21 protein-coding genes and 3 tRNA genes are annotated in these 25,899 nt (G+C 56.0%); 5 read left to right on the top strand and 19 right to left on the bottom strand.

The annotated features are described in order from the left end of the window. From rlmB to nnr, 14 genes are all read right to left on the bottom strand, one after another. The gene (gene rlmB / locus IMQ33_RS00500; RefSeq protein WP_021179009.1) at window positions 1-732 is read right to left on the bottom strand and encodes a 23S rRNA (guanosine(2251)-2'-O)-methyltransferase RlmB; all 732 of its coding nucleotides are present in this window, start codon (window positions 730-732) and stop codon (window positions 1-3) included. A gap of 59 nt (window positions 733-791) precedes the next feature. Continuing rightward, window positions 792-3,311 (bottom strand): ribonuclease R, encoded by a 2,520-nt coding sequence (rnr, locus tag IMQ33_RS00495; RefSeq protein ID WP_074032086.1) that lies wholly within the window; start codon window positions 3,309-3,311, stop codon window positions 792-794. Window positions 3,312-3,370: 59 nt separating this feature from the next. After that, window positions 3,371-3,796: a nitric oxide-sensing transcriptional repressor NsrR gene (gene nsrR, locus IMQ33_RS00490; RefSeq protein WP_024483339.1), complete on the bottom strand. Its 426-nt coding sequence runs from the start codon at window positions 3,794-3,796 to the stop codon at window positions 3,371-3,373. A 219-nt stretch (window positions 3,797-4,015) separates the two neighbouring features. Then, window positions 4,016-5,314, bottom strand: coding sequence for an adenylosuccinate synthase (locus IMQ33_RS00485; protein ID WP_065684083.1), 1,299 nt, complete (start codon window positions 5,312-5,314; stop codon window positions 4,016-4,018). Between the two features lie 97 nt (window positions 5,315-5,411). Beyond that, on the bottom strand, window positions 5,412-5,612 hold the full coding sequence (locus IMQ33_RS00480) for a DUF2065 domain-containing protein (RefSeq protein ID WP_196061379.1): 201 nt from the start codon (window positions 5,610-5,612) through the stop codon (window positions 5,412-5,414). Window positions 5,613-5,718: 106 nt separating this feature from the next. Then, window positions 5,719-6,729 carry a protease modulator HflC gene (gene hflC, locus IMQ33_RS00475; protein ID WP_021807553.1) on the bottom strand — a complete coding sequence of 337 codons (1,011 nt, stop codon included), beginning with the start codon at window positions 6,727-6,729 and terminating at the stop codon, window positions 5,719-5,721. 3 nt (window positions 6,730-6,732) lie between these two features. Beyond that, complete coding sequence (gene hflK, locus IMQ33_RS00470) at window positions 6,733-8,001, bottom strand: FtsH protease activity modulator HflK (protein WP_065684081.1); 1,269 nt, start codon at window positions 7,999-8,001, stop codon at window positions 6,733-6,735. 92 nt (window positions 8,002-8,093) lie between these two features. Further along, window positions 8,094-9,374: a ribosome rescue GTPase HflX gene (gene hflX, locus IMQ33_RS00465; RefSeq protein WP_024483336.1), complete on the bottom strand. Its 1,281-nt coding sequence runs from the start codon at window positions 9,372-9,374 to the stop codon at window positions 8,094-8,096. A gap of 98 nt (window positions 9,375-9,472) precedes the next feature. Beyond that, the gene (gene hfq / locus IMQ33_RS00460) at window positions 9,473-9,784 is read right to left on the bottom strand and encodes an RNA chaperone Hfq (RefSeq protein ID WP_021179001.1); all 312 of its coding nucleotides are present in this window, start codon (window positions 9,782-9,784) and stop codon (window positions 9,473-9,475) included. A gap of 113 nt (window positions 9,785-9,897) precedes the next feature. Then, entirely contained in the window at window positions 9,898-10,839 is a 942-nt protein-coding gene (gene miaA, locus IMQ33_RS00455; protein WP_065684080.1) for a tRNA (adenosine(37)-N6)-dimethylallyltransferase MiaA, read from the bottom strand. Further along, entirely contained in the window at window positions 10,832-12,694 is a 1,863-nt protein-coding gene (gene mutL / locus IMQ33_RS00450; RefSeq protein WP_196061378.1) for a DNA mismatch repair endonuclease MutL, read from the bottom strand. Before mutL ends, miaA begins: the two co-directional genes overlap by 8 nt. Window positions 12,695-12,722: 28 nt before the next feature. Further along, complete coding sequence (gene amiB / locus IMQ33_RS00445; protein ID WP_161739926.1) at window positions 12,723-14,465, bottom strand: N-acetylmuramoyl-L-alanine amidase AmiB; 1,743 nt, start codon at window positions 14,463-14,465, stop codon at window positions 12,723-12,725. A gap of 7 nt (window positions 14,466-14,472) precedes the next feature. After that, the gene (tsaE, locus tag IMQ33_RS00440; RefSeq protein ID WP_065684077.1) at window positions 14,473-14,943 is read right to left on the bottom strand and encodes a tRNA (adenosine(37)-N6)-threonylcarbamoyltransferase complex ATPase subunit type 1 TsaE; all 471 of its coding nucleotides are present in this window, start codon (window positions 14,941-14,943) and stop codon (window positions 14,473-14,475) included. 10 nt (window positions 14,944-14,953) lie between these two features. Continuing rightward, complete coding sequence (nnr, locus tag IMQ33_RS00435) at window positions 14,954-16,468, bottom strand: bifunctional ADP-dependent NAD(P)H-hydrate dehydratase/NAD(P)H-hydrate epimerase (protein ID WP_196061377.1); 1,515 nt, start codon at window positions 16,466-16,468, stop codon at window positions 14,954-14,956. On the opposite strand from nnr, the gene queG reads away from it, so the two are divergent. Then, window positions 16,467-17,606: a tRNA epoxyqueuosine(34) reductase QueG gene (queG, locus tag IMQ33_RS00430; protein WP_059199518.1), complete on the top strand. Its 1,140-nt coding sequence runs from the start codon at window positions 16,467-16,469 to the stop codon at window positions 17,604-17,606. The genes nnr and queG overlap by 2 nt on opposite strands. Before the next feature lie 287 nt (window positions 17,607-17,893). Here the strand turns inward: queG and IMQ33_RS00425 are convergent. The 3 genes from IMQ33_RS00425 to IMQ33_RS00415 form a co-directional block, all read right to left on the bottom strand. Further along, window positions 17,894-17,969: transfer RNA gene (locus tag IMQ33_RS00425), tRNA-Gly, on the bottom strand. Between the two features lie 55 nt (window positions 17,970-18,024). Continuing rightward, window positions 18,025-18,100: transfer RNA gene (locus tag IMQ33_RS00420), tRNA-Gly, on the bottom strand. A 64-nt stretch (window positions 18,101-18,164) separates the two neighbouring features. Continuing rightward, window positions 18,165-18,240: transfer RNA gene (locus tag IMQ33_RS00415), tRNA-Gly, on the bottom strand. Between the two features lie 136 nt (window positions 18,241-18,376). On the opposite strand from IMQ33_RS00415, the gene IMQ33_RS00410 reads away from it, so the two are divergent. Further along, window positions 18,377-18,628 carry a hypothetical protein gene (locus tag IMQ33_RS00410; protein ID WP_196061376.1) on the top strand — a complete coding sequence of 84 codons (252 nt, stop codon included), beginning with the start codon at window positions 18,377-18,379 and terminating at the stop codon, window positions 18,626-18,628. Between the two features lie 152 nt (window positions 18,629-18,780). Here the strand turns inward: IMQ33_RS00410 and orn are convergent, their stop codons facing one another. After that, on the bottom strand, window positions 18,781-19,326 hold the full coding sequence (gene orn, locus IMQ33_RS00405) for an oligoribonuclease (RefSeq protein ID WP_065684074.1): 546 nt from the start codon (window positions 19,324-19,326) through the stop codon (window positions 18,781-18,783). A gap of 162 nt (window positions 19,327-19,488) precedes the next feature. Here orn and rsgA point away from each other — a divergent pair, with 162 nt between their 5' ends. The 3 genes from rsgA (at window position 19,489) to mscM (ending at window position 24,854) form a co-directional block, all read left to right on the top strand. Continuing rightward, window positions 19,489-20,538 (top strand): small ribosomal subunit biogenesis GTPase RsgA, encoded by a 1,050-nt coding sequence (rsgA, locus tag IMQ33_RS00400; RefSeq protein WP_024530196.1) that lies wholly within the window; start codon window positions 19,489-19,491, stop codon window positions 20,536-20,538. Window positions 20,539-20,602: 64 nt separating this feature from the next. Continuing rightward, entirely contained in the window at window positions 20,603-21,496 is an 894-nt protein-coding gene (gene asd / locus IMQ33_RS00395; RefSeq protein ID WP_196061375.1) for an archaetidylserine decarboxylase, read from the top strand. 4 nt (window positions 21,497-21,500) lie between these two features. After that, entirely contained in the window at window positions 21,501-24,854 is a 3,354-nt protein-coding gene (mscM, locus tag IMQ33_RS00390; RefSeq protein ID WP_196061374.1) for a miniconductance mechanosensitive channel MscM, read from the top strand. A gap of 50 nt (window positions 24,855-24,904) precedes the next feature. Here mscM and epmA read toward each other — a convergent pair whose 3' ends face one another. Continuing rightward, the gene (gene epmA, locus IMQ33_RS00385; RefSeq protein ID WP_065684070.1) at window positions 24,905-25,882 is read right to left on the bottom strand and encodes an elongation factor P--(R)-beta-lysine ligase; all 978 of its coding nucleotides are present in this window, start codon (window positions 25,880-25,882) and stop codon (window positions 24,905-24,907) included. Window positions 25,883-25,899: the final 17 nt, after the last annotated feature.

Below are 25,899 nucleotides of genomic sequence, written 5' to 3'. Positions count from 1 at the left end.
TCAGCTGCGCTGACGCACCGCTTCAAATAGACAGACACCGGTCGCTACCGAGACGTTCAGCGAGGAAACCGTACCGGCCATCGGAATGCTGATCAGTTCGTCGCAATGTTCACGGGTCAAACGACGCATACCTTCACCTTCCGCACCCATTACCAGCGCCATCGGGCCGGTCATTTTGCTTTGATACAGCGTGTGGTCGGCTTCACCCGCCGTGCCCACGATCCAGATGTTCATCTCTTGCAGCAAACGCAGGGTACGAGCCAGGTTGGTGACGGTGATCAGTGGGACATTCTCGGCCGCACCGCAGGCCACTTTCTTCGCCGTCGCATTCAGTTGGGCAGAGCGATCGCGTGGGACGATCACCGCATGGACACCGGCAGCATCGGCACTACGCAGGCAAGCCCCCAGGTTATGGGGATCGGTAACGCCGTCCAACACCAGCAGGAATGGCGTTTCAACGCTTTCCAGCAGCCCAGGCAAATCGTTCTCCTGATATTTCCGCCCTTCACGCACCCGCGCAATAATGCCCTGGTGGACGGCCCCTTCGACCTTCTCATCCAGCCATTGGCGGTTAGCCACCTGGATCACAATACCGGTCGCTTCCAGCTCGGCAATCAAAGGCTGTAAGCGGCGATCGTCACGCCCCTTGAGAATAAACACTTCCAGGAAACGTTGTGGATCGTTGTCTAGCAGGGCTTTGACAGCGTGAATACCGTAGATAATTTCGCTCATGATGCTCTTTTAACTGTGCGGCCGGGATGACCCGGCCGGGGATAATAACGTGCGGCAGGTTAACCCTGCTCGGCACCTTTCTTCTTACTGGCACGCTTGGCTTTGGTCGCGGCCGCTATCTTTTTGGTTTTATCAGACGCTTTTTTGGCTTTTGCCTTCGGATCGGTTTTCGCTTTCGCCTTCGGGTCTGGCTTCACCTTGTCTGCAGGTTTGGCCTTGGCCCCATCTTTTTTACGGAAGGCGCTGTCTGGCTCAAAGTTGGCAGGCGTCTTGCCGCCACGGCGTTTACGTTGAGCCTGACTGCGGCCCGCTCCAGCACCGTCGCGCAGCGTACGCTGGCCGCCATTCTTGGCACGTTCGCGCTCGGTTTTGCCTTCACCACGCGGTTTGCGGGTGCTGGAAACCAGGGCGAAGTCGATCTTGCGTTCGTCCATATGCACGGCCTCAACGCGGATCTCCACCGTATCTCCCAGGCGATAGACCATGCCGGAAGATTCGCCGATCAGACGCTGGCCGATATTATCGTAGCGATAGTAATCGTTATCCAGCGTAGACACGTGTACCAGACCATCGATAAACAGATCGCTCAGGCGGACGAAGAAACCAAAGCCGGTGACGCTGGCAATAACGCCGCTAAACACTTCACCGACGTGATCCTGCATAAAGTCGCACTTCAGCCAGTCCGCTACGTTACGCGTAGCTTCATCGGCACGGCGCTCGGTCATCGAGCAGTGCATACCCAGTTGCAGCATCTCTTCCAGATCGCTGTGCCAGCCTCCGGTTGGCGTCCAGCGCTCTTTCTGTTCACCTTGCTCCTTCGCCAACACGTACTTGATGGCGCGGTGCAACGACAGGTCCGGGTAGCGACGGATCGGCGAAGTAAAGTGGCCATAAGAGGCCAACGCCAGGCCGAAGTGGCCACGGTTTTCCGGATCGTAGATCGCCTGTTTCATCGAACGCAGCAGCATGGTTTGCAGCATTTCACGGTCCGGACGTTCCGATACTTCATCCATCAAAGTGGCGTAATCTTTCGGCTGCGGCTTCAGGCCGCCACCCAGGGTCAGGCCCAGTTCGCTCAACACGCTGCGCAATGCGGAAATGTGATCGTCACTTGGACGATCGTGCACACGGAACAGCGCAGGTTCGTTATGCTTCTCAACAAAGCGTGCCGCCGCAACGTTCGCCATGATCATGCACTCTTCGATCAGTTTGTGCGCGTCATTACGTACCGTTGGCTCTACGCGCTCAATACGGCGTTCGGCGTTGAAGATAAACTTGGCTTCTTCGGTTTCGAAGGCGATACCACCGCGTTCGGCACGAGCCTGATCCAGCACTTTATACAGCGCATGCAGCTCCTGCAGGTGTTTGACCAACGGATGATACTGCTCGCGCAGCTCCTGATCGCCCTGCAAGATATGCCAGACCTTGGTGTAGGTTAAGCGCGCATGGGAGCTCATTACCGCTTCGTAGAATTTAAACGAAGACAGACGGCCCGATGCGGAGATGGTCATCTCACTCACCATACACAGGCGGTCGACCTGCGGGTTGAGCGAGCATAGGCCGTTGGAAAGCACTTCCGGCAGCATTGGCACCACTTCCGACGGGAAGTAGACCGAGGTGCCGCGGCTACGGGCTTCGTCATCCAGCGCCGTGCGCGGGCGCACATAGTAGCTGACATCGGCAATCGCGACCCACAGGCGCCAGCCGCCACCGCGTTTTTTCTCGCAGTACACGGCATCATCGAAATCGCGGGCGTCTTCGCCATCAATGGTGACCAGCGGCAGGTGACGCAGATCCACACGCCCTTTCTTGGCGGCTTCCGGCACCTGCTCACTGAGGTCGGCAACCTGCTTCTCCACCTGAGGTGGCCAGGTATGCGGGATCTCATGGGTACGCAATGCGATATCCACCGCCATGCTGGTGCCCATTTTATCGCCCAGGATCTCGACGATCTTGCCCACGGCTTTGGTGCGGCGCGTTGGGCGCTGGGTCAGCTCGACCACCACCATAAAGCCCATCCGCGCCCCGCTGACCGAATCGGCAGGGATCAGAATATCGAAGCTCAGGCGGCCGTCATCCGGCACCACGAAGCCGGTACCGGCATCGGTGAAGTAGCGGCCAACAATCTGGCTGGTTTTGGGCACCAGCACGCGCACGATACGCGCTTCACGGCGGCCTTTGCGATCTTCGCCCAGCGGTTGAGCCAGCACCACATCGCCGTGGATGGCCATTTTCATCTGCTCGGCGGAGAGATAAAGGTCGTCTTTACGCCCTTCAACCCGCAAGAAGCCGAAGCCATCGCGGTGGCCGATCACCGTGCCACGCAGCAGGTCCAGACGCTCCGGCAAGGCATAGCACTGGCGGCGGGTAAAGACCAACTGGCCATCACGCTCCATCGCACGCAGGCGACGGCGCAGGGCTTCCAGCGCTTCTTCGCCGGATAAATTCAGTTCATTGCCCAACTCTTCGCGGCTGGCCGGCGTTTCACGTTTCGCCAAATGGGCCAGAATAAATTCGCGGCTAGGAATTGGGGATTCATATTTTTCTGCTTCTCGTTCCAGGAATGGATCTTGTGACATTGAGGTTCCTCCGTTGTCATCAGCAGGGTGTCGCTGAGCCTTGTCTTCTCAGTAACGCTTTATTCGACAAGCAAAAGCTTGTAGAGCGGTGAATTGTCTTCGACCATGTCGGCCAATGTGTGACTATCCAGCTCCTCAAGGAAATTCTTTACCGCCTGCTGGAGCACTTGCTTCAAACGGCAGGCTGGGGTGATATGACAAAAATCGCTGCTGCAGTTAACCAACGAAAGCGGCTCCAGCGCCCGCACCACGTCGCCAATACGGATGCTCTCAGCCGGTTTACCCAAGCGTATACCGCCGTTTTTACCCCGCACGGCGGTTACAAAGCCTTCACGGCTCAGCTGATTGATAATTTTTACCATATGGTTACGGGAAACCCCGTACACCTCCGTAACCTCAGAGATGCTGGTCATTTTGTCCGCAGGCAATGATGCCATATAGATCAATGCCCGTAGGCCATAGTCAGTAAAACTTGTTAACTGCACGTTTACCTCTGGGTATCTGCCGATTTTCGGCGATTTTCTTTACTATCTTATTGGATGATAAACCAGCCGGAGAGTTCGCAGCTAATTATTTAGTACATAGCCGACTCTCAACCGGAGCAACGAAAGGATTTTGTGAGGTGAAAACGCCATCGGGGAGGATACATGAGGCAAACAAACCGGGACTTGGCCCGGTTTGTTTGGTGACAGTAGGTAAACAGATTATGCGTCGAACGGATCGCGCAGGATCATGGTTTCGCTACGGTCTGGGCCAGTAGAGATAATGTCTACCGGTACATCAGTCAGCTCTTCGATGCGTTTGATGTAGTTCAGCGCTGCCTGTGGCAGTTTGCTGTAGTCTTTCACACCAAACGTCGTTTCGCTCCAGCCCGGCATGGTTTCGTAGATTGGCTCAATACCTTCCCAACCTTCTGCAGCCAGCGGCGTGGTGGTCATTTCGCGGCCGTCCGGCATGCGATAACCCACACAGATCTTCACTTCTTTCAGGCCGTCCAACACGTCCAGCTTGGTCAGGCAGAAGCCAGACAGGGAGTTGATCTGCACGGCACGGCGAACGGCAACCGCATCCAGCCAGCCGGTACGACGGCGACGGCCAGTGGTAGCACCAAATTCATTACCCTGTTTGCACAGGTATTCGCCGGTTTCGTCGAACAGTTCGGTTGGGAACGGGCCTGCACCTACACGGGTAGAATAGGCTTTCACGATGCCCAGCACGTAGTCCACGTAACGCGGGCCAATGCCAGAACCGGTTGCTACGCCACCAGCGGTGGTGTTGGAAGAAGTCACGTACGGATAGGTACCGTGATCGATATCCAGCAACGTACCCTGTGCACCTTCGAACATGATCAGATCGCCACGCTTGCGCGCACCGTCCAGCAGTTCGGAGACGTCAACTACCATCCCGATCAGGATATCGGCAATCGACAACACATAGTCAAGGGTGGTCTGGTAATCGACGGCTTCTACTTTGTAGTAGTTAACCAGTTGGAAGTTGTGGTAATCGATGATGTCTTTCAGCTTGGTAGCGAAGGTAGCTTTATCGAACAGGTCACCAACGCGCAGACCGCGACGGGCAACTTTGTCTTCGTAAGCCGGGCCGATACCGCGGCCGGTGGTGCCGATGGCTTTGGCGCCACGCGCTTTCTCACGCGCATTATCCAGGGCGACGTGATAAGGCAGGATCAGCGGGCAGGCTTCAGACAGTAACAGACGTTCGCGTACCGGGATGCCGCGCGCTTCGAGTTCACCCATTTCCTTCATCAACGCGTCTGGCGCCAGAACCACACCGTTGCCGATGACGCTGGTCACGTTTTCACGCAGGATACCTGAAGGAATTAAATGAAGAACGGTTTTTTCACCGTTGATAACCAGAGTGTGGCCAGCGTTATGGCCACCTTGGTAGCGCACAACATATTGAGCCCGTTCAGTCAGCAGGTCTACGACCTTACCCTTACCTTCGTCACCCCATTGGGTGCCCAGTACGACGACGTTCTTACCCATTTTAAAATCACCAGGTTGCTTAAAAATGGATTCTACCACCCTAATTCTTCAGTTTCAGCACTTTTAGCATACGATTGCGTACTTTTTCGGCTAAACTTTAAACCCCCGCGTGTGCACGCAACATGTAGTAGATCACACAGCCTGCAACCACTAATCCCCCACCAAAACGCCGCAGCGTAGCATCGGGTAGTTGCGACATTGCCTGAACCATTTTACGCCAAGCCTGTGGGAACAACATCGGCCCCAGCCCTTCCAGCACCAAAACCAACCCAAGCGCCAGCCAGATTGTCGAATTCATCCTTCCCCCAAAAAAAGAAAGGCCCGCGTTTAAACGGGCCTTGGTTCTACCCCTGTTCTTTCAAACCATGGCCTGAAAGCTATCGGGGATCGCCATCATGCTGACGTTATCTGTTGCGCGTAGCAACCGGCGACTTCATGTAGCGGAAGAAATCGCTGTCCGGGCTCAGCACCAACACGTCCTGGTTGCCAGGGCCGAAGCTGGTTTCATAAGCACGCAGGCTACGGATGAAAGCGTAGAAATCCGGATCCTGACTGAAGGCATCGGCAAACAGTTTAGCTGCTTCCGCATCGCCCGCACCGCGGGTTATACGCGCCTGACGCTCGGCTTCCGCGATGGTACGGGTCACTTCGTAGTCGGCGGTGGCTTTGAGCTTCTCAGCCTCTTCCTTACCTTGTGAACGGTGACGACGGGCTACCGCCTCACGCTCTGCACGCATACGCTGGAAGATCGCATCGGACACTTCCGCAGGCAGGTTGATCTGCTTGATACGGACGTCCACCACTTCAATACCCAGTGCTGCCATGCTGTTCGGGTTAACCGCTGGCTGTTTGCCATTGGTTTCACGCTCAACACGGGCTGCCGCAGAAGCAATAGCGTCATCGGCTTCGGTAGCGGCGGCTTCTTCGCCGTCACCCACGGTACCGGTGTTCAGCGCATCACGCACGTCTGCCATCAGACGGCCACGGGAGTCGGTCACGATGTCACGCACGTCCAAACGGCCAATCTCGGAACGCAGACGGTCGTTGAACTTGCGTTTCAGCAGCAGTTCCGCCTGAGAAACGTCACCACCACCGGTGGCCAGGTAGTAGCGGCTGAAATCACTGATACGCCATTTCAGGTAGGAGTCGACGATCAGGTCTTTCTTCTCGCTGGTCACGAAGCGATCGGCCTGGTTGTCCATGGTCTGGATACGGGCATCCAGCATTTTCACGGTTTCAATAAACGGGATCTTGAAGTGCAGACCCGGTGCATAAACCAGCGGTTTGTTTTCGCTGTCGCGCAGTACTTTACTGAAACGCAGCACGATGCCGCGCTCGCCTTCCTGAACCACAAACATTGAGGCGTAAAGGGCTACCAACACCACCGCGAGGATAACTATGAAAGACTTACGCATTGATTATTCTCTCCCTACGCGTGTGTTGTCGCTACGCTGCGCATTCGCCCGGCGTTGGTCCATGATGGAACCACTGCTGGAACTGTTGGTGCTCGCATCCGATGAAGGAGTCGAGGCTGGCGCAGGGGCGAGAAGGTTCTGTCCGGCATCTTTGCTGCCTTCGGTAACCGGCTTACCGGCACCGCGCAGCATTTGATCCAGTGGCAGCACCATCAGACTGTTATTGCCTTTGTTGTCTGCCACCAACACCTTACGGGTGTGGCTCAACACTTTTTCCATGGTTTCGAGGTACAGACGCTCACGGGTAATTTCCGGTGCGGCTTTGTACTCCGGCAACAGCTTGGCGAAACGAGCAACCTCACCCTGGGCTTCCAGAACGGTCTGGGCCTGGTAGGCGCGCGCATTTTCCAGCAGGCGCTGTGCAGCACCGTTGGCACGCGGCTGAACTTCGTTGGCGTAAGCTTCTGCTTCACGAATGGATTGCTGCTCGTTCTCACGTGCGGCGATCGCGTCATCAAACGCGGCTTTCACCTCTTCCGGCGGACGTGCAGCCTGGAAGTTGACGTCCAGCAGAGTGATCCCCATTTTGTACGGACGGATGGTATCTTCCAGTACACGCTGAGTGTCGCTACGGACGATAGTACGGCCTTCGGTCAGGATCTTGTCCATGGTGTATTTACCGATAACACCACGCAATGCGCTGTCTGTCGCCTGTCTCAGGCTGTCGTTGGCATCGGTTACGCTGAACAGATAGGCTGCCGGATCGGAAACGCGATACTGCACGTTCATCTCGACACGCACCACGTTCTCATCGGAGGTCAGCATCACACCGGACGCGGACAGGTCACGGACCGACTCCACGTTAACCGGGCGAACCTGATCGATAAACGTCGGTTTCCAGTTCAGACCTGGTTGCACCAGATGGCTGAATTTACCAAAGCGAGTGACCACACCACGTTCGGCTTCTTTGATGGTATAGAAACCGCTGGCGGCCCAGATCACCACCACCGCAACCGCAGCGATGCCGACAATCTTGCCACTGAAGCCAGGCCCGATTGAACCCGTTCCACCGCTGTTATTGCCGTTGGAGCCTTTGCCACCGCCGGTCAGGCTGCTCAATTTCTTGCTCAGCTTACGGAAGATGTCGTCTAAATCCGGTGGCCCTTGATCGCGACCGCCTTTATTGTTACCGCCAGAGTTGCCGCCATTATTATTGCTGCTCCCCCACGGGTCGCGGTCCTGTCCGTTATTACCGGGCTGATTCCACGCCATGTTTTAGCTCCATTATTCTGTGATTGGGTACTTCAGGCTAATGCTTAGCCCACTCTTCTATTGAGCGGGCACACAAATGTAACAGGATATGATCATACGATAAAGTTAATCAGTTCCTGTTCCTGCTTGCAGAGGCGGCGCCACTCCACGATCGGCATACGCACCACCACGCCGATACTGCCGTCCTCTTCATTCCACTCTTTTTCGATCGCCTGAAGCTGGTAGAAACGGCTACGAAGACGGCCTGCCTGTGGCGGTAAGCGCAGCTCATAATGCGCGATTTCCCCCGATAAGCGCTCCGTCAACGCCTGAAATAGCAACGGGATACCTTCACCGCTGGCGGCGGACAGCCACACTCGGATCGGTAAATTTTCCTCGTTGCGATCGATACGCGGGACAAAATCATCCAGCATATCTATTTTGTTCATCACTAACAGTGTAGGTATCTCATCCGACTCAATCTCTGCCAACACGGAGTTCACCGCTTCAATGTTTTCATCCACCCGGGTATCCGCAGCGTCGATCACATGTAACAACAGAGAGGCCTGGCGCGTCTCTTGCAGTGTCGCTTTGAACGCGGCAACAAGATCGTGCGGCAAGTGCCGGATAAAGCCTACGGTATCCGCCAACACGGTATCGCCTACGTCCGCCACGTCAATACGCCGCAGGGTAGGATCCAGGGTGGCAAATAGCTGGTCCGCCACATACACTCCGGCAGACGTAATTCGGTTAAACAGGGTTGATTTGCCTGCGTTGGTGTAACCCACCAGCGATACGGTTGGCACATCGGCACGGGTACGCGCTCGTCTCCCTTGATCGCGCTGCTTCTCTACCCGCTCAAGGCGGCGCAGGATCAGGCTGATGCGATCGCGTAGCAGACGACGGTCAGTCTCTAACTGGGTCTCTCCCGGCCCGCGCAGGCCAATCCCCCCTTTCTGACGTTCAAGGTGAGTCCAACCACGAACCAGACGAGTGGCAATATGGCGCAATTGCGCCAACTCTACCTGCAGCTTACCTTCATGGGTACGGGCACGCTGGGCAAAGATGTCGAGAATCAACCCGGTGCGATCGATCACCCGGCATTCACACAGACGTTCGAGATTTCTCTCCTGCGCTGCGGAAAGGGCGTGATCAAACAGGACAACAGACGCGCCGCTGGCTTTCACCGCATCTGCAATTTCTTCGGCCTTTCCTTCACCGACAAAGTATTTTGGGTGAGGTGCTTTGCGGCTACCAGTAACCACTTGCAAAGCCTCAACGCCCGCAGAGGACACCAGCGATTCGAACTCACTGAGATCTTCTGTATCTTTGTCTTGCGAGAAATAGATATGAACCAGGACGGCCTGCTCACCGGCTTCATAACGGTCAAACAAGCGTGCAACCTCTCAAACGGAACAAAACCGCGAGTTTGGGGGACATAAACAGCACTGCGCTGCTTATGCTCCCCGTCATGGTTGACTCGCAACGCGCTTTATTCAGCGTCATCGCTTTCCTGCTGCGGCTGTTGCGGCGCAGACGGGTTGTTACCATGGTGATAATTGCTGGTGCCGCCGCTGCTCGGGGTGTTGCTGTGGTGCGATACCGGGCGCGATGGAACAACGGTAGAGATAGCGTGCTTATAAACCATCTGGCTCACCGTGTTCTTCAACAGGATGACAAACTGGTCAAAAGACTCAATCTGGCCTTGCAGCTTAATACCATTCACCAAATAAATAGAAACCGGAACACGTTCACGACGCAATGCGTTCAGGAACGGATCTTGCAAAGATTGCCCCTTAGCCATTCTATCTTTTCCTTATTTGTTTGTTGTTTTTAACCAAGAACCTGTCGGCTCAAAATAAACGACCTAAAAAATTTGCGCGCTGAATACTCATCAATTGTACACAATCACTCAACCTATGCACTAACAACCTGTGTTACCGAGTCTAAAGCCTCTCCCGGCTTTTCACTGTCCAACCACCGAACCGACTCCCAACCCCGTAACCAGGTCATCTGGCGTTTGGCCAACTGACGTGTTGCGCAAATACCTCGAAAAACCATCTCATCGTAACTAATCTCGCCAGAAAAATATGACCACATCTGGCGATAACCGACACAGCGAATGGAAGGCAAATCCGTATGCAAATCACCCCGTGCAAAAAGTGCACGCGCTTCCGCCTCAAAACCCGCCGCCAACATCTGATTGAACCGCAGCTCGATACGTTGATGCAACAACTCCCGGCTGACTGGCGCTATCGCAAATTGGTGAACATGATACGGCAACGATTCACCCGAAATTTTAGTCAGTTCAGTTAAAGTTTTACCCGAAATCAAAAAAACTTCCAGTGCTCTGGAGAGTCTCTGTGGATCATTCGGATGAATACGTAAGGCTGCAACCGGGTCTATCGCCTGCAATTGGCGGTGTAAAGCCTCCCAACCCTGCTCCGCCGCCTGCTGCTCAATCTGCTCGCGCACGGCGGGATCGGCAGAGGGTAACGGCGATAAACCTTCCAGTAACGCCTTAAAGTAAAGCATTGTGCCCCCCACCAACAGCGGAATACGCCCGGCGGCAGTAATATCAGCCATTTCCCGCAACGCATCGGCACGAAAATCGGCCGCCGAGTAAGCTTGCGCGGGATCGCGGATATCAATCAAACGGTGTGGTGCCTGGGCCAACTCTTCCGCCGAGGGTTTAGCCGTGCCGATATCCATACCGCGATAAATCAGGGCGGAATCGACACTGATCAGTTCGACGGGCAAGCGCTCACGCAGCGCCATCGCCAAGGCGGTTTTGCCTGAGGCCGTTGGCCCCATGATAAAAATGGCTGGGGGACGAGGGGTCATTTCAATTTCAGTCATGCTTAAGTGCTGCCAATGCAGCCTGCAAATCAACGGGTTGTAAAAGAGCGGCAGGAGGGGATTTGACCAGTTGCGGGCAAAGTCGTTCAACTTCTGTCAACAATTGTATCGCTTGCGAGCTGTTCCACACTTCATGTTCGCTGCCTAATTGGCTGGCGATCCAGATGGATAGCACCGTTGGCGACATCTCCTGATGTTCGGCCAGATAGCCTAACAGCTCGGGTATCAACTTTTGTAAATTTTGTTGGCGTAATGGTAAAGGTACTGCGCGCAAAGTCACACGGCCGTGATCGGATTGCAGCTCCAACCCCATTTTTACCAGCAGCGCCTGATGTTGCACACAGGCGGCCGCTTCATTTTTATTCAACGTCAGCTTAATCGGGATCAGCAGCGGCTGTGGCCGTAATCCCTCTTCAGGCGGGCAAAGCTGCGCCTGACGCAGCCAACGTTCGGCCATGGTCAGGTTCAGTAACGCCAACTGCTGACGCTGTTCAACCAGCGCATAGCTCGGCGGGCAAATCATCAGAACGCGGCCAAAACTGTGCTGACTACCGGCGAGCGGTGTTTCCTGCACGGCGTTAACCGGCGGGAACAGCGGCTGTTTTACCGTATCTGCTGGCGGCGTAGCCTGCAACAGCTTGCCATACAGCTCGCCTTCACGCTTTTGGTAACCCGCACCGGCCTGATAGGCTGGCTGCGGGGCACGTTCACGGGCAGCGGAGAGTTCAGCAGGCTGACGTTCACGCTGTGGCGCAGGCTGGGAGAAGTGGTTACCACCGGCGGCAACGCGGTTCTCCGGCTGCCAGGCGGGAGCCTCCTGCGCAGCGGACTCTTCAGCCAATGGCAGCGCGGCATTACCCGCCTGCTGCAACACCGTGGTAACCGCCTGATAGATAAAATCATGTACCAGCCGAGCCTGATGAAAACGCACCTCATGCTTGGCCGGATGAACGTTGACATCTACCTGATGCGGATCCACTTCCAGATACAGCACATAGGCAGGCAGTTGATCGTCTTTCAACTGATCCTGATATGCCTGACGAATGGCATGATTAATCAGCCGATCGCGCATCATCCGGCTGTTGACGTAGCAATACTGCATTTCGCCAAGCTGACGCGCTCCTTGCGGATCCGCCACCCAGCCGCGGATGCTGAGATCGCCATGCTGCCAGGAAATCGCCAGCGCATGCTGCAAGAAGGCAGGGCCACAAATGCTGGCCAGACGCCGCTCATGCTGGCTTTCTTCTTTTGCCGCGCGATACTGACGCATCAGCTTGCCGTTGTGGCTGAGGTTGATCGCCACATCGAAACGCGCCAGCGCAATGCGCCGCACCACTTCGTCGATATGGCCAAATTCGGTTTTTTCGGTGCGCATGAACTTGCGCCGTGCGGGGGTGTTGTAAAACAGATCGAGCACTTCGAGCGTGCTGCCCACCGGATGAGCTGCCGGTTTGACGGTGACCGCCTGATCGCGCCCTTCCGCGTAGGCTTGCCAGGCTTCGCTCTGTTCCGCCGTGCGTGAGGTCAACATCAGACGGGAGACCGAGCTGATACTGGCCAACGCTTCGCCGCGAAAGCCCAGGCTGACTATGGCCTCAAGATCGTCAAGCGTACTGATCTTACTGGTGGCATGGCGCGCCAGGGCCAAGGCCAGGTCGGCTTTGGCAATGCCGCAGCCGTTATCACGGATGCGGATCAGTTTGGCCCCGCCGCGTTCGATATCAATATCAATCCGCGTTGCCCCAGCATCCAGGCTATTCTCTACCAGCTCTTTGACTACCGACGCAGGCCGTTCGACCACTTCTCCGGCGGCAATCTGGTTGGCTAGCTGTGGCGGTAACACCTGGATAGGCATGGGGCTCCCTCTGTTGTTGGCATCAAGCCTACGGAATGATCAGCGTCCGATCCAGCGGCGCAACATCCGACTTTAATTTGTTAACCCGTTTAAGCTCGCTGACGCTGACGCCATATCGCGCAGCGATGGATGACAGCGTATCACCGCGAGTCACCTTATGTTTGCTCGGTTTAGCGCTTTTTGCCTTGGCCTTGGCCTGAACTGGTGCTGCCGCCGTTTTCCCAGCGGGGACCTTCAGACGCTGGCCAACCCAGACGCCGTCTTTTTTCAGCTTGTTCAGCTCACGTAGCGCCGCCATGCTGGTGCCATAGCTATCGGCAATGCCGGAAAGCGTTTCCGCCCGCTTCACCACATGGATCTGCGTTTTTCCTACACTGGCGCTGCTTCTGGCCGGGCTGGTCACCGGCTCAGGCTGTCTGAGATCCTCTGTCGTGGAGTTAACCGCCGCTGCGACGTCCAGCGGGCGGTTTTCCACCTTTGGGTCGGCTTGTAGCGGATGCGCCAGGAAATAACTGCGTAGGCCGTTGTGGATCGCCCGTGCAATTTTATCCTGATATGCGCTACTGCCCAGCAGTCGCTCCTCCGTGCTATTACTGATAAACCCGGTTTCCACCAGCAGCGATGGAATATCCGGTGAACGCAGCACTCCCAGGCTGGCGTGTTCCGGACGGCGTTTGTGCAATGAACCTACGACCTGTAACTGTTGCAAGACCTTAACGGCCACGTCATAACCGACGCGCTGCGAATGACCAAACTGCAGATCCAACACCGCCTGACTCAGATAAGGGTCGGCCTGGCTGTTGGCCAACAGATCGCCCGCGCCGCCCAGCAGCTCGGACTGTTTCTCGTGCTGTTCCAACCAACCGGCCATCTCGCTGTTAGCCCGGCGATTGGACAATACCCAAACCGAAGCCCCTTTGGCACTGCGATTCGGCGCGGCATCCGCGTGGATAGACACCAACACGTTGGCCCCCTGCTTGCGCGCCACGTCAGAACGGCCCATCACCGAAATAAAGTAATCCCCGTTACGCGTCATCACCGCTTTGAACATCGGGTCGGCATCCAACAGCGCACGCAGACGATGCGCGATAGCAATGGTGACGTTTTTCTCTTTCAGGCCGTTTGGCCCGATAGCGCCAGGATCTTGTCCACCATGGCCGGCGTCGATCGCCACCACTACCCGATCGCCAGAACCGGCGGACACCCGGCTGCTACGTGGGGTAATGCTGGTTGCCGTGCCTGATACCGCAGCCGACTTCGGAGTAAATGGATTGGCGCTACTCGACGTGACCGGCGCTTTACGTACTGGCTCACTCACCACCGGCACAGGCACAGGAACCGGCGCCTTACGGACAGTGTTGGTCGTCGTCTTGGCTTCTGAGGTGATGGTGAAGACGACAATGTAACTGTTACCCTCTTGACGCGTCGCCACACGGGTTTTGGCACGTTGGGTTAAATCAAACACCAAGCGTACGGTTTGCGCATTTTTCGGCTGACTGGAGCGAATTCTTTTTACCAGGTTTTGGCCGCTGAAGTTCAACGGCAGGCCGCCCACCTTGCCCGTTTGGGTAACGTCCAGCACCACCCGATCCGGGCCATGTAACGTAGCGAAGGTATACTCCGGAGGACCGGTAAAGCTCACCGATACCGTGGCTTCACGCTGAGCATTGGTCACTTTGACGTCCGAGAGGGACGATGCCGCCCAGGCACCAAACGGCCCCAGCAACGCAAGCAAGGCAATTACAGCAAATCTTCTTAACCCATACATCATTGCTGCGTCATCCTTGTTGCCTCTGGATACTTTCTAATAATTGTTCGCCATAGGCGGAAACCGCCTGGAGCTTCGCCTGACGCCCTTCGTCTTGGTAACTGAGATGCAGCTCCAGATCGGGATCGGGCAGCACGCCGGTACCCTGCTGCGGCCACTCCACCAGGCAAATCGAGTCCTGGGCAAAATAGTCGCGGATACCCATAAATTCGAGTTCTTCCGGATCGGCCAAGCGATAAAGATCAAAGTGATAGACCGCCAACGGTTGCAGCGCATAAGGTTCCACCAGCGTATAGGTTGGGCTTTTCACATTGCCCTGGTGGCCTAACGCCTGCAAAAAGCCGCGGCTGAAGGTGGTTTTACCGGCACCCAAATCCCCATAAAGATAAATCACGCTGGCACGATCGCACGCCAGGGCCAAGACGGCCCCCAGTGCGACTGTGGCTGCCTCATCCGGCAGCGGTAAAACGAGTTCTTTCATTCGATAATGTCTATTTTGCCAACTCAGGGTTAACGTAATGAGGGATCACCGCCAGCAGATCGGTGGCCAGTAATCCCCTTGTTCCTTGTTTTGCAGCAATATGATCCGCCGCTGCGCCGTGCACTACGCAGCCCGCGCAGGCAGCATCATACAGCGGCAGCTTTTGTGCCAACAAACCGCCAATGATACCCGACAGCACATCTCCCATGCCACCGGATGCCATGCCAGCATTGCCAACGTCGGCGATCGCCATCTGTCCATGCTCATCAGCGATCAAGGTGCCTGCGCCTTTCAGCACCACAACGCCGCCGAATTGCGCGACCAACCTGCGGGTTGCAAGTAAGCGATCACTCTCAATATCAGCGGTGCGGCAGCTCAATAATCGCGCGGCTTCACCAGGATGCGGGGTAATAATACGATTCTGACGCTTCTCGGGGTGTAATGCCAGTAAGTTAAGCGCATCTGCGTCCCATAATGTTGGTTTATCACTGGCTTGCAGCTGTTGCAACGCATTGCGGCCCCAATCGCCCTGGCCAAGTCCCGGGCCAATCACGACCACATCGGCCCAGTCCAGCGCCTGTTGCAGGATATCATCACTCAGGCGCTGCACCATCAACTCAGGCCGAGCGGTCAGCAGCGGCCCAATGTTTTCACTGTGAGTAAGCACTCGCACTAGCCCAGCGCCGGACCGCAGTGCCGCTTCCGCGGCCATGCGGATTGCCCCGCCAAAGCCGTGATCGCCCCCCACCAACAGTAAACGACCATGCTCCCCTTTATGAGAACAAGGGCGGCGAGGCTTCAGCCATCTGCCCAAATCGCCAGCCGTAATACGCTCGATCTGCGGGGACTGTATTGCCAGCCAATCCACCAATCCTAGCGTACTGTAATGCAGTTGCCCCACCCAATCACGAGCCTGCCCGGTCAGCAACCCTGGTTTGAGTGCAATAAAAGTCAGCGTATGGGCCGCACGGATCGAGACTCCCGGTACGGATCCGCTTTCAGCCAGCAGGCCAGAAGGAATATCCAGAGCAACCACTGGCGCATCGGCTCGGTTGGCCGCTTCGATCAGGGCATCATAGGGCGCTCTGGGGGCCGCCCCCAACCCAGTGCCTAACAATCCATCAATGATGAGATCGACATCCTCTGGCCAACGGCTGGTCGCGGGCAGGACTTCTCCGCCGCTTTCCAACCAGGCTTGCTGGGCGGTAGCGGCCTCTGGCGGCAATGGACGAACGCCTTCGCAGGCAATGAGCGTCACCTTGATGCCCGCCGCACGGGCCAGACAAGCAACCACATAACCATCGCCACCGTTATTGCCATGCCCACATAGCACCAGCCAATGCCTGCTGGCCGGATACTGGTCGCACGCCAGCTCATAAGCCGCCGCACCGGCACGCTCCATTAACGAATACAAGGAGAGGCCCAGCGTTGCGGCAGCAGCAGGTTCAGCCTGGCGGATCCAGTCTGCAGACCAAACAGAGTGTGGTAAACTGGAACAGTATTGTTTCTCACTATGGCCCGTCATGACACACCCCCTCGATCTCGATCAACTCGCCCAACATATCAAGCAATGGGGGCAATCGCTAGGATTCCAGCAAGTAGGGATCTGCGATACCGATCTCAGCGCGGAAGAACCCCGATTGCAGGCATGGCTGGATAAGCAATACCACGGCGAGATGGAGTGGATGGCACGTCACGGCATGATGCGCGCGCGGCCACATGAATTATTGCCCGGCACACTGCGGGTGATTAGCGTGCGCATGAACTATCTACCCGCGAAAGCCGCGTTCGCCAGTACGTTAAAAAACCCTCAGTTGGGCTACGTTAGCCGTTATGCGCTGGGGCGTGATTATCACAAGCTGCTACGCCAACGGCTAAAAAAACTCGGCGATCAAATCCAGGCTTATTGCGGTGAACTGAATTTCCGGCCCTTTGTGGATTCGGCCCCCATCATGGAGCGAGCCTTGGCCTCAAAAGCCGGCATCGGCTGGGTTGGTAAACACTCACTGATCCTCAACCGCGACGCTGGCTCCTGGTTTTTCCTGGGCGAGTTGTTAATCGATCTGCCCCTGCCGGTGGATAAGCCGCAGGAAGAGCAGTGTGGCCGCTGTGTCGCCTGCATCACCACTTGCCCCACCGGTGCGATAGTTGCCCCTTACACCGTCGATGCCCGGCGCTGCATCTCCTACCTGACCATCGAGCTGGAAGGCGCTATTCCAGAAGAATTCCGCCCTCTGATGGGCAATAGAATCTACGGCTGCGACGATTGCCAGCTCATTTGCCCGTGGAACCGCTTCTCGCAGTTGACGGATGAAGACGATTTCAGCCCCCGCGCTGCGCTGCATGCCCCGCAGTTGATCGAGCTGTTTGGCTGGAATGAGGAGAAGTTTCTCCGTATCACCGAAGGCTCTGCCATCCGGCGTATCGGCCATTTGCGCTGGTTACGCAATATCGCGGTAGCACTCGGCAACGCCCCTTATCTGGATCAGATCGTTATCAGCTTGCAGACTCGGCAAGGTCAGGATCCGATGCTGGACGAGCACATCAGTTGGGCACTGGCTCAACAGCTTGCACGCCGTGAAGCCCTGGCGGTTGAGGTGCAGACTATGCAGAAAAAACGTTTAATTCGGGCGGTTGAGAAAGGATTACCGAGGGATGCTTAGAAAACCCTCAGACTCTCCCTGTGGATTTGTGCATAAAAATAAAAATGCGTTGTCTTTCAAGCGTCACAAAAAGAGCAAGTGATCGAGATAACGTTTTATAAGAAATAAATGTTGATTATTATCAATAAGATATAAATTTCATTTGTGAGGCGTTGCAATTTTGCACAGAAGGTATTATGTACAGAATCTGTGGATAACTCTGTTCACAACATATTTTCGGAGTATGTATAACTGAAAGAAAGTCACACCGGAAGCGGCGTAGGATTGAATCTAACTGGAGATAAATTTGGAGCGGGAAACGAGACTCGAACTCGCGACCCCGACCTTGGCAAGGTCGTGCTCTACCAACTGAGCTATTCCCGCATTGATATGCTTGAAGCATCCGGCCAACAATCAACAGCATGGCCTTTGAAATTTTTGGAGCGGGAAACGAGACTCGAACTCGCGACCCCGACCTTGGCAAGGTCGTGCTCTACCAACTGAGCTATTCCCGCGTCGCATGGGTGTTACTTTAACTACTTTTTCTTCATCATGCTACATCAGCAGCATTTTTGAAGTTGGAGCGGGAAACGAGACTCGAACTCGCGACCCCGACCTTGGCAAGGTCGTGCTCTACCAACTGAGCTATTCCCGCCCGGCGTAACGATGGTGTAATAGAACGAAATTCTTCATCGGTACGGGGTGCGCATTATACGAGAAATCCTTTTCGCCGCAAGCCCCTGAAAGCAAAAAAACGCGAATTTTGTTTGATTGCTGCTTTAAGCACCTAAATGGTGAATTTTCATGCCGGGATAGGCAAAAACCTGTTTTGCGGGACTTTCATCCTGCTGTCCACGGCCCCTTACCTGCACTCAGACTTTGTCATTGATATTGATTTCCAGCATATCGCGCTGATTCAACTGTTTACAGGGGTTGGGGCTGACACTGTTTATCATGTCGATAAACGCTATCTTGCTATCCGCTCTCAGGCGGGACGAGATTGTGGCAGGCTCATGACTGGCCGCACAGATCGCCTTCAATGATATTTCATATGCGTTGGCTGGCGTGTTTCTGCTAGCCATCGTGCTGGTTTGGTTTGCCAAACCGCCCTTCGTCCCTAAAGCCAAACCCTAGAACCCCGCAATAGAAAAGGGGGCGTGGATTAATCCTCCGCCCCCTTTTAACTTGATCCCGACTACAGCTGAATAAAATGCTCGCGGTAGTACGCCAGTTCCGCAACGGATTCGCGGATATCATCCAACGCCTGATGGGTGCCCTGCTTCTTGAAGCCTGGCAGGATCTCCGGTTTCCAGCGGCGCGCCAGCTCTTTCAGGGTGCTGACATCCAGATAACGGTAATGGAAGTAGGCCTCCAGCAGCGGCATATAGCGGAACAGGAAACGGCGATCCTGGCCAACGCTGTTGCCACAGATTGGTGATTTACCCGCTGGCACCCACGCTTGCAGGAAAGCGATAGTGGCCAGCTCGGCTGCACGATCGTCATGCTGGCTGGCTTTAACGCGCTCCACCAGCCCACTGCCGGTATGCGTGCGCACATTCCAGTCATCCATCCGCGCCAGTTGCTCATCTGATTGATGCACTGCGATCACCGGTCCTTCGGCAAGGATATTCAAATTGGCATCGGTCACCAACGTCGCGATCTCGATAATACGATCGCGTTCAGGGTCCAACCCGGTCATCTCCAGATCGATCCAAATCAGGTTGTTTTCGTTTCCTGTCATGATTTTTCCTGCGTAAAAGCCGAAAGATAAATAAACCACGGGCAAACCCGCGGCTAATGCCAGCGTGCGTGGCGGTCAAGAACGGTTATTTAATATAAAATAGCGTGTATCATAGCCTTTTTGCTCGCCCCGAGCGATAAATGCCGATTCAAGTGAGGCTCAGTGAGTAAGAACAAACTGTCCAAAGGTCAAGAACGCCGCGTACAGGCCAACCATCAGCGTCGCCTGAAGCGTACTGACAACAAGCCGGAGCTGGATGATTCCCAATTGGGCGAACCGCAGGACGGGATCGTCATCAGCCGCTTTGGCATGCATGCAGATGTGGAAGCCGCAGACGGCGTCCAGCATCGCTGCAACATTCGCCGCACCCTACGTTCGCTGGTTACCGGCGATCGCGTGGTCTGGCGCCCTGGTGTAGGCACTCATGCGGGGGTCAAAGGCATCGTAGAAGCGGTGCATGAACGAACCTCGGTGCTGAACCGCCCTGATTTCTACGACGGCGTTAAACCCATCGCCGCCAATATCGATCAGATCGTCATCGTGTCGGCCATTTTGCCCGAACTTTCACTCAATATGATCGATCGCTACCTGGTCGCCTGCGAAACGCTGCAAGTCGAGCCTCTGATCGTGCTCAACAAGATCGACCTGCTGGACGCCGAAGCGCGTAAGGTGGTCGACGGAATGATGGACATCTATCGCCATATTGGCTATCGCGTTCTCGAAGTGTCCAGCCAGACCCGCGAAGGGATGGAAGCCTTTGAACAGGCACTGGTCGACCGTATCAGCATCTTTGCCGGGCAGTCCGGCGTGGGCAAATCCAGCCTGTTGAACGCTCTGCTGCCGCAGACGGAAAAGCAAATTCTGGTAAATCAGGTTTCCGACGTCTCCGGCCTGGGGCAACATACCACCACGGCGGCGCGGTTGTATCACTTCCAACATGGCGGTGATGTTATCGACTCCCCTGGCGTGCGTGAATTTGGTCTGTGGCATCTGGAGCCAGAGCAAGTCACCCAGGCCTATGTCGAATTCCGCGACTATTTAGGCGGTTGTAAATTCCGCGACTGCCGCCACGACACCGATCCGGGCTGCGCCATTCGCGCCGCGATGGAAAGTGGCGCGATAGCCAAAGAGCGTTTCGACAACTATCACCGCATCCTGGAAAGCATGGCGCAGGTTAAAACCCGCAAAAACTTCTCGGACGCAGATAACTGATCCACAGTGCGGGGGTGGCGCTAATCGCCATCCCCGCCCTTATATCCCCTTTCAAGAGGTTAATGTGCTGGATAGCATCAAGATAAAATTACAGTATTGGCTGCCAAAGCTGGCGTTAACCCGCCTGGCGGGCTGGGGCGCAGATAAAAAGGCCGGCTGGCTGACGAAGCTGGTGGTAAAAGCGTTTGCCCGCTATTACCGCGTGCAGATGCAGGAAGCACAGAACCCGGATTTAGCCTCCTATACCACATTCAATGAATTCTTTGTTCGTCCATTACGTGATGGCGCACGCCCGATCGTAGCCGAGCCTCACGTGCTGGCACTGCCGGCAGATGGTGCCATCAGCCAGCTCGGTGCGATCCGCGACGATCAGATTTTCCAGGCCAAAGGCCATAATTACACGCTGGAAGCCCTGCTGGCTGGCAACTATCTGTTAGCGGAGCCTTTCCGTAACGGCCTGTTCGCCACCACCTATCTGGCCCCAAGCGACTATCACCGCGTCCATATGCCTTGTGACGGCATACTGCGCGAAATGATCTACGTACCGGGCGATCTGTTCTCGGTTAACCCGCTGACCGCCGCCAACGTGCCGAATCTGTTTGCGCGCAATGAGCGTGTGATCTGCGTATTCGATACCGCCTTTGGGCCGATGGTGCAGATCCTGGTCGGTGCGACTATTGTGGGCAGCATCGAAACCGTCTGGGCCGGTACCGTCACGCCACCCCGCGAAGGCATCATCCGCCGCTGGACCTATCCAGCCGAAGGCATGGAAGGCACGATCCACCTGGTTAAAGGTGAAGAGATGGGCCGCTTCAAACTCGGTTCCACGGTCATCAACCTGTTCACACCTGGCAGCGTGCAGTTCGCACCGCACCTGAACAACGGCACCATAACCCGGATGGGCCAGGCTTTTGCTGAAGCCACAGCTGCACCAGACGCCACCTTCGAAGGGAATTAATGCTGTGCGCCTGATTATCGCTTTATTGCTCAGCCTGCTACTGATCCAGCCGGTTCTCGCCGCCGCGATCCCCAACGAGTCCCAGTTACGGCAAGAACTGAAGCTGGCCGAGGGCAATAAAAACGCGCCTAATCAGGCGGAGGTGGTTGAGGCGCTGCAAAGCGCCATCAACTGGCTCACCGAACGCAAAGAGTCGCAGGACAATTCACAGCAGTATCAGCGGGTTATTGACGATTTCCCGAAGATGACGCAGGAACTGCGCCGCCAGCTCACCCTCGAAGAAGCCAAAATCCTGCCCAACGGCGAAAACCTGCCCGCCAGCGATCTGGAACAGTTAATTCTGCAAACCAGCAGCCAACTGCTGGAACAGGCCCGCCTGTTGCAACAGGAACAGGACCGGACACGCGAGATCAGCGACTCTCTCAGCCAACTGCCACAGCAACAAACTGAAGCCCGGCGAGCGTTAACGGAAGTTCAGCGCCGCCTACAGGCTCAGGGCAATAACCAAACCACGCCATTGGCACTGGCGCAGCTTGCTCTGTTACAGGCAGAGGCAGCGGCACGTAAAGCGAAAGTGGATGAGCTGGACCTGGCTCAACTCTCGGCCAATAACCGGCAGGAACTGGCGCGGATGCGTGCCGATGTCTACAAAACGCGGCATGAAAAAATTGATGTCCAGTTACAGGCGCTACGTAACAACCTCAACAGCCAACGCCAGCGAGAAGCGGAACGGGCGCTGGAAAAAACCGAGCAATTGGCCGAACAGAATGGCGATTTACCCGCCAGCCTGCGCAAGCAGCTGCAAATCAACCGTGAACTTTCTGCTGCGCTGAACGATCAGGCGCAACAGATGGATCTGATCTCTTCCCAACAGCGCCAGGCCGCCGCACAAACGCTGCAGGTACGCCAGGCGTTGAGCACCATCATTGAGCAGTCCCAATGGTTGAGCGCCTCTACTGCGCTGGGGGAAACCCTGCGCGCCCAGGTCGCCATCTTGCCAGAAATGCCAAAACCCCGGCAGTTGGACAGCGCCATGGCCGATCTGCGCGTTCAACGCCTAAATTTTGAAAACCAACTGGAAAGCCTGCCACAGCGAGCCAAAGAGTTTAAACAAGATGACGGCAGCCCCCTGACCAGCGCCCAGCAGCGTATCGTCGATGCCCAGCTACGCACCCAGCGTGATCTGTTGAACTCGCTGCTGTCCGGCTGCGATACCCAGATCCTTGAGCTGACCAAGCTGAAGGTGGCCAACACCCAGTTGGTCGATGCGCTGAACGAAATTCAGGATGCAGCGCACCGTTATCTGTTCTGGGTGCCAGACGTCAGCCCTATCACCCTGTCATACCCGCTCAATGTGGCACAGGATCTGACCCGTGTACTGTCACTGGATACCCTGACGCAGCTCAGCGGTGCCTTCGTGATGATGGTCACTAGCCGGGAAACCTTGATCCCGCTGTTTGGTGCGGTGCTGTTGGTGATTTTCAGCATCAGTTCGCGCAAGCATTACCATGCGTTTCTGGCGCGGGCCAGCAGCAGAGTGGGCAAGGTCACGCAAGATGAATTCCTGCTGACGTTGCGTACCGTATTTTGGTCGATCCTGGTGGCCTTGCCGCTGCCGGTATTGTGGGCAGCGCTGGGCTTCGGCTTGCAAAATGCCTGGCCATATCCGGTTGCTGTCGCCATCGGTGAGGGCGTCACCGCCACGCTGCCAGTGCTGTGGATCTGTATGATCAGCGCCGCCTTCGCCCATCCGCAAGGGTTGTTCATCGTGCATTTCCGCTGGCCGGTGAAACAGGTTTCCCGCGCCATGCGTTATTACCAGATGTCGATCTGGCTGATCGTGCCGTTGATTATGGCGCTGATCACCTTCGACAATCTCAACGATCGCGAATTCGCCAATACCCTTGGCCGCCTGTGCTTCATTCTGCTCTGTCTGGCGCTGGCGCTGGTCACCAACAGCTTGAAGCGGGCCGGTATTCCGCTGTATCTGGATAACAAAGGCTCCGGCGAAAACCTGATTAATACCGCGTTGTGGGGGCTGTTGCTTTCCGCACCGCTGATTGCCGCTCTGGCTTCCACCGTCGGCTATCTGACCACCGCACAGAAACTGCTGGCACGCCTGGAGACCTCGGTTGCCATCTGGTTCCTGCTGTTGGTGATTTACCACATTATCCGCCGCTGGATGCTGATCCAACGCCGCCGCATCGCCTTTGACCGTGCCAAACAGCGCCGTGCCGATATCCTGGCGCAGCGTGCCAAAGGCGAAGAAGAATCTTCACATACCCCTAACAGCATCGAAGGTGCGATTGAGGTGGATGAGACGGAAATCGATCTGGATGCCATCAGCGCCCAGTCGCTGAGGTTGGTGCGTTCGATCCTGACGATGGTGGCGCTGGTCTCGGTGATCGTCCTGTGGTCAGAGATCCATTCGGCCTTCGGCTTCCTGGAAAATATCAAGCTCTGGGATGTCAACTCCACGGTGAATGGCATTGATATCGCTCAGCCAATCACCTTGGGGGCGCTGCTGATCGCCATCCTGGTGCTGATCGTCACCATGCAGCTAGTGCGTAACCTGCCAGCATTACTCGAGTTGGCGGTGTTGCAGCACCTGGATCTGACGCCCGGCACCGGCTACGCCATTACCACCATCACCAAATACCTGTTACTGCTGTTCGGGGCGATCCTCAGCTTTTCCTGGATCGGTATCGAGTGGTCGAAACTGCAATGGGTGGTCACCGCGCTCAGCGTGGGCTTGGGCTTTGGTATGCAGGAGATCTTCTCCAACTTTATTTCAGGCCTGATCATTCTGTTTGAAAAACCGATCCGCATCGGCGATACGGTGACAATCCGTAACCTGACGGGCACCGTCACCAAGATCAATACCCGCGCCACTACCATTTCAGACTGGGATCGCAAAGAGATTATCGTGCCTAACAAGGCCTTTATCACCGAACAGTTTATCAACTGGTCCCTGTCGGACACGCTGACCCGTGTGGTGCTGACCGTCCCGGCACCGGCAGAGGCGAATACGGAAGAAGTGACCAAGATCCTGATCAACTCGGCCGAGCGTTGCTCACTGGTGCTGGATAACCCAACACCGGAAGCCTATCTGGTCGATCTGCAACAGGGTATTCAGATCTTCGAACTGCGCATCTACGCCGCCGAAATGGGCCACCGTATGCCGTTACGCCATGAGATCCATCAGTTGATCCTGGCGGGTTACCGTGAACACGGCATCACGCTGCCATACCCACCGTTCCAGGTTCGCACCGAAACGCTGTCGCGCATGACCAGTAATGGCCGCACGCCGCCTTCAACCCCACCGCGCAACACGCGCCGCGAGTCGGGCGGGCTATAAAAGCAAAAAGGGTTCGGCAAGCCGAACCCTTTTTCATGGAGGCGAAAACGTTATGCCCGGCTGACCGGAAACGCGATCACTTCGCTCAGGCTTTCGGCTCCCAACGCCAGCATCACCAAACGATCGACGCCCAATGCCACGCCAGCACACTCTGGCATACCATGCTTCAAGGCATCCAGCAGGTTGTTATCAATCGGGTGCTCCGGCAAGCCACGCGCCACGCGTTTACGATTGTCCTGCGTGAAGCGCTGGCGTTGCTCATCGCCATCGGTCAACTCGCGGAAACCATTCGCTAGCTCAAGGCCTTTGAAATAAACCTCGAACCGCTCTGCGACACGGTGATCTTCGGTGCTGATCTCTGCCAACGAGGCCTGTGATGCCGGGAAGTGGTAAACGAATGCCGGTTTATCACGACCAATATGGGGTTCTACACCCACGGTAAACAGCAGTTGCAGCAAGGTATCTCGGTCTTCTTCCGTATCGGCAATATTGCTCAGATCGAGCTTGGCCGCAGCCTCGCGCAGCTGCGCCTTCTCCGCCGACAGCGGATCGAGATCCAGATGGCGCAGGAACGCCTGCTGATAGGACAGGGTTTCGGCACTGTCGCAATCCAGTACCTGTTGCAGCAGATCGTCCACCTCGTTCATCAGGCGATACATATCATAGTGCGGGCGATACCATTCCAGCATGGTGAATTCAGGGTTGTGATGCCGCCCCGCTTCTTCATTACGGAAGCTGCGCCCCATCTGATAGATCGGGCCGCTCCCTGCCGCCAGCAGGCGCTTCATGTGGTATTCCGGGCTGGTCATCATGTACAGCGTCAGGCCATCTGCCGCGCCCGGGCCGACGAAACGCGTCTGGAACGGGACCAGGTGGATGTCGGTGACTGTCGCCTGGCTCATCGCCGGGGTCTCCACCTCCAATACGCCACGATCGGCAAAGAAACGCCGGATCTCAGCCAGTATCGCTGCGCGTTTCAACAAATTGGCGATGGGTGCACTTGGCTGCCAGCTTGCCGTTTCGCTCATGGTAATTACTCCGAAAT

The organism is Serratia sp. Res13-Sevr-LER1-36-b (assembly GCF_015673035.1).
GTDB lineage: Bacteria > Pseudomonadota > Gammaproteobacteria > Enterobacterales > Enterobacteriaceae > Chania > Chania fonticola_C.
Note: the sequence above shows the minus strand (reverse complement) of the source record. Positions and strands in the feature narration are given on the sequence as shown.

What these genes read in the sequence shown, in the direction of transcription:
- rlmB (WP_021179009.1), bottom strand. Translation starts at nt 732, where the DNA reads ATGAGCGAAATTATCTACGGTATTCACGCTGTCAAAGCCCTGCTAGAC.
- rnr (WP_074032086.1), bottom strand. Translation starts at nt 3,311, where the DNA reads ATGTCACAAGATCCATTCCTGGAACGAGAAGCAGAAAAATATGAATCC.
- IMQ33_RS00485 (WP_065684083.1), bottom strand. Translation starts at nt 5,314, where the DNA reads ATGGGTAAGAACGTCGTCGTACTGGGCACCCAATGGGGTGACGAAGGT.
- IMQ33_RS00480 (WP_196061379.1), bottom strand. Translation starts at nt 5,612, where the DNA reads ATGAATTCGACAATCTGGCTGGCGCTTGGGTTGGTTTTGGTGCTGGAA.
- hflC (WP_021807553.1), bottom strand. Translation starts at nt 6,729, where the DNA reads ATGCGTAAGTCTTTCATAGTTATCCTCGCGGTGGTGTTGGTAGCCCTT.
- hflK (WP_065684081.1), bottom strand. Translation starts at nt 8,001, where the DNA reads ATGGCGTGGAATCAGCCCGGTAATAACGGACAGGACCGCGACCCGTGG.
- hfq (WP_021179001.1), bottom strand. Translation starts at nt 9,784, where the DNA reads ATGGCTAAGGGGCAATCTTTGCAAGATCCGTTCCTGAACGCATTGCGT.
- miaA (WP_065684080.1), bottom strand. Translation starts at nt 10,839, where the DNA reads ATGACTGAAATTGAAATGACCCCTCGTCCCCCAGCCATTTTTATCATG.
- mutL (WP_196061378.1), bottom strand. Translation starts at nt 12,694, where the DNA reads ATGCCTATCCAGGTGTTACCGCCACAGCTAGCCAACCAGATTGCCGCC.
- amiB (WP_161739926.1), bottom strand. Translation starts at nt 14,465, where the DNA reads ATGATGTATGGGTTAAGAAGATTTGCTGTAATTGCCTTGCTTGCGTTG.
- tsaE (WP_065684077.1), bottom strand. Translation starts at nt 14,943, where the DNA reads ATGAAAGAACTCGTTTTACCGCTGCCGGATGAGGCAGCCACAGTCGCA.
- queG (WP_059199518.1), top strand. Translation starts at nt 16,467, where the DNA reads ATGACACACCCCCTCGATCTCGATCAACTCGCCCAACATATCAAGCAA.
- nnr (WP_196061377.1), bottom strand. Translation starts at nt 16,468, where the DNA reads ATGACGGGCCATAGTGAGAAACAATACTGTTCCAGTTTACCACACTCT.
- IMQ33_RS00410 (WP_196061376.1), top strand. Translation starts at nt 18,377, where the DNA reads ATGGTGAATTTTCATGCCGGGATAGGCAAAAACCTGTTTTGCGGGACT.
- orn (WP_065684074.1), bottom strand. Translation starts at nt 19,326, where the DNA reads ATGACAGGAAACGAAAACAACCTGATTTGGATCGATCTGGAGATGACC.
- epmA (WP_065684070.1), bottom strand. Translation starts at nt 25,882, where the DNA reads ATGAGCGAAACGGCAAGCTGGCAGCCAAGTGCACCCATCGCCAATTTG.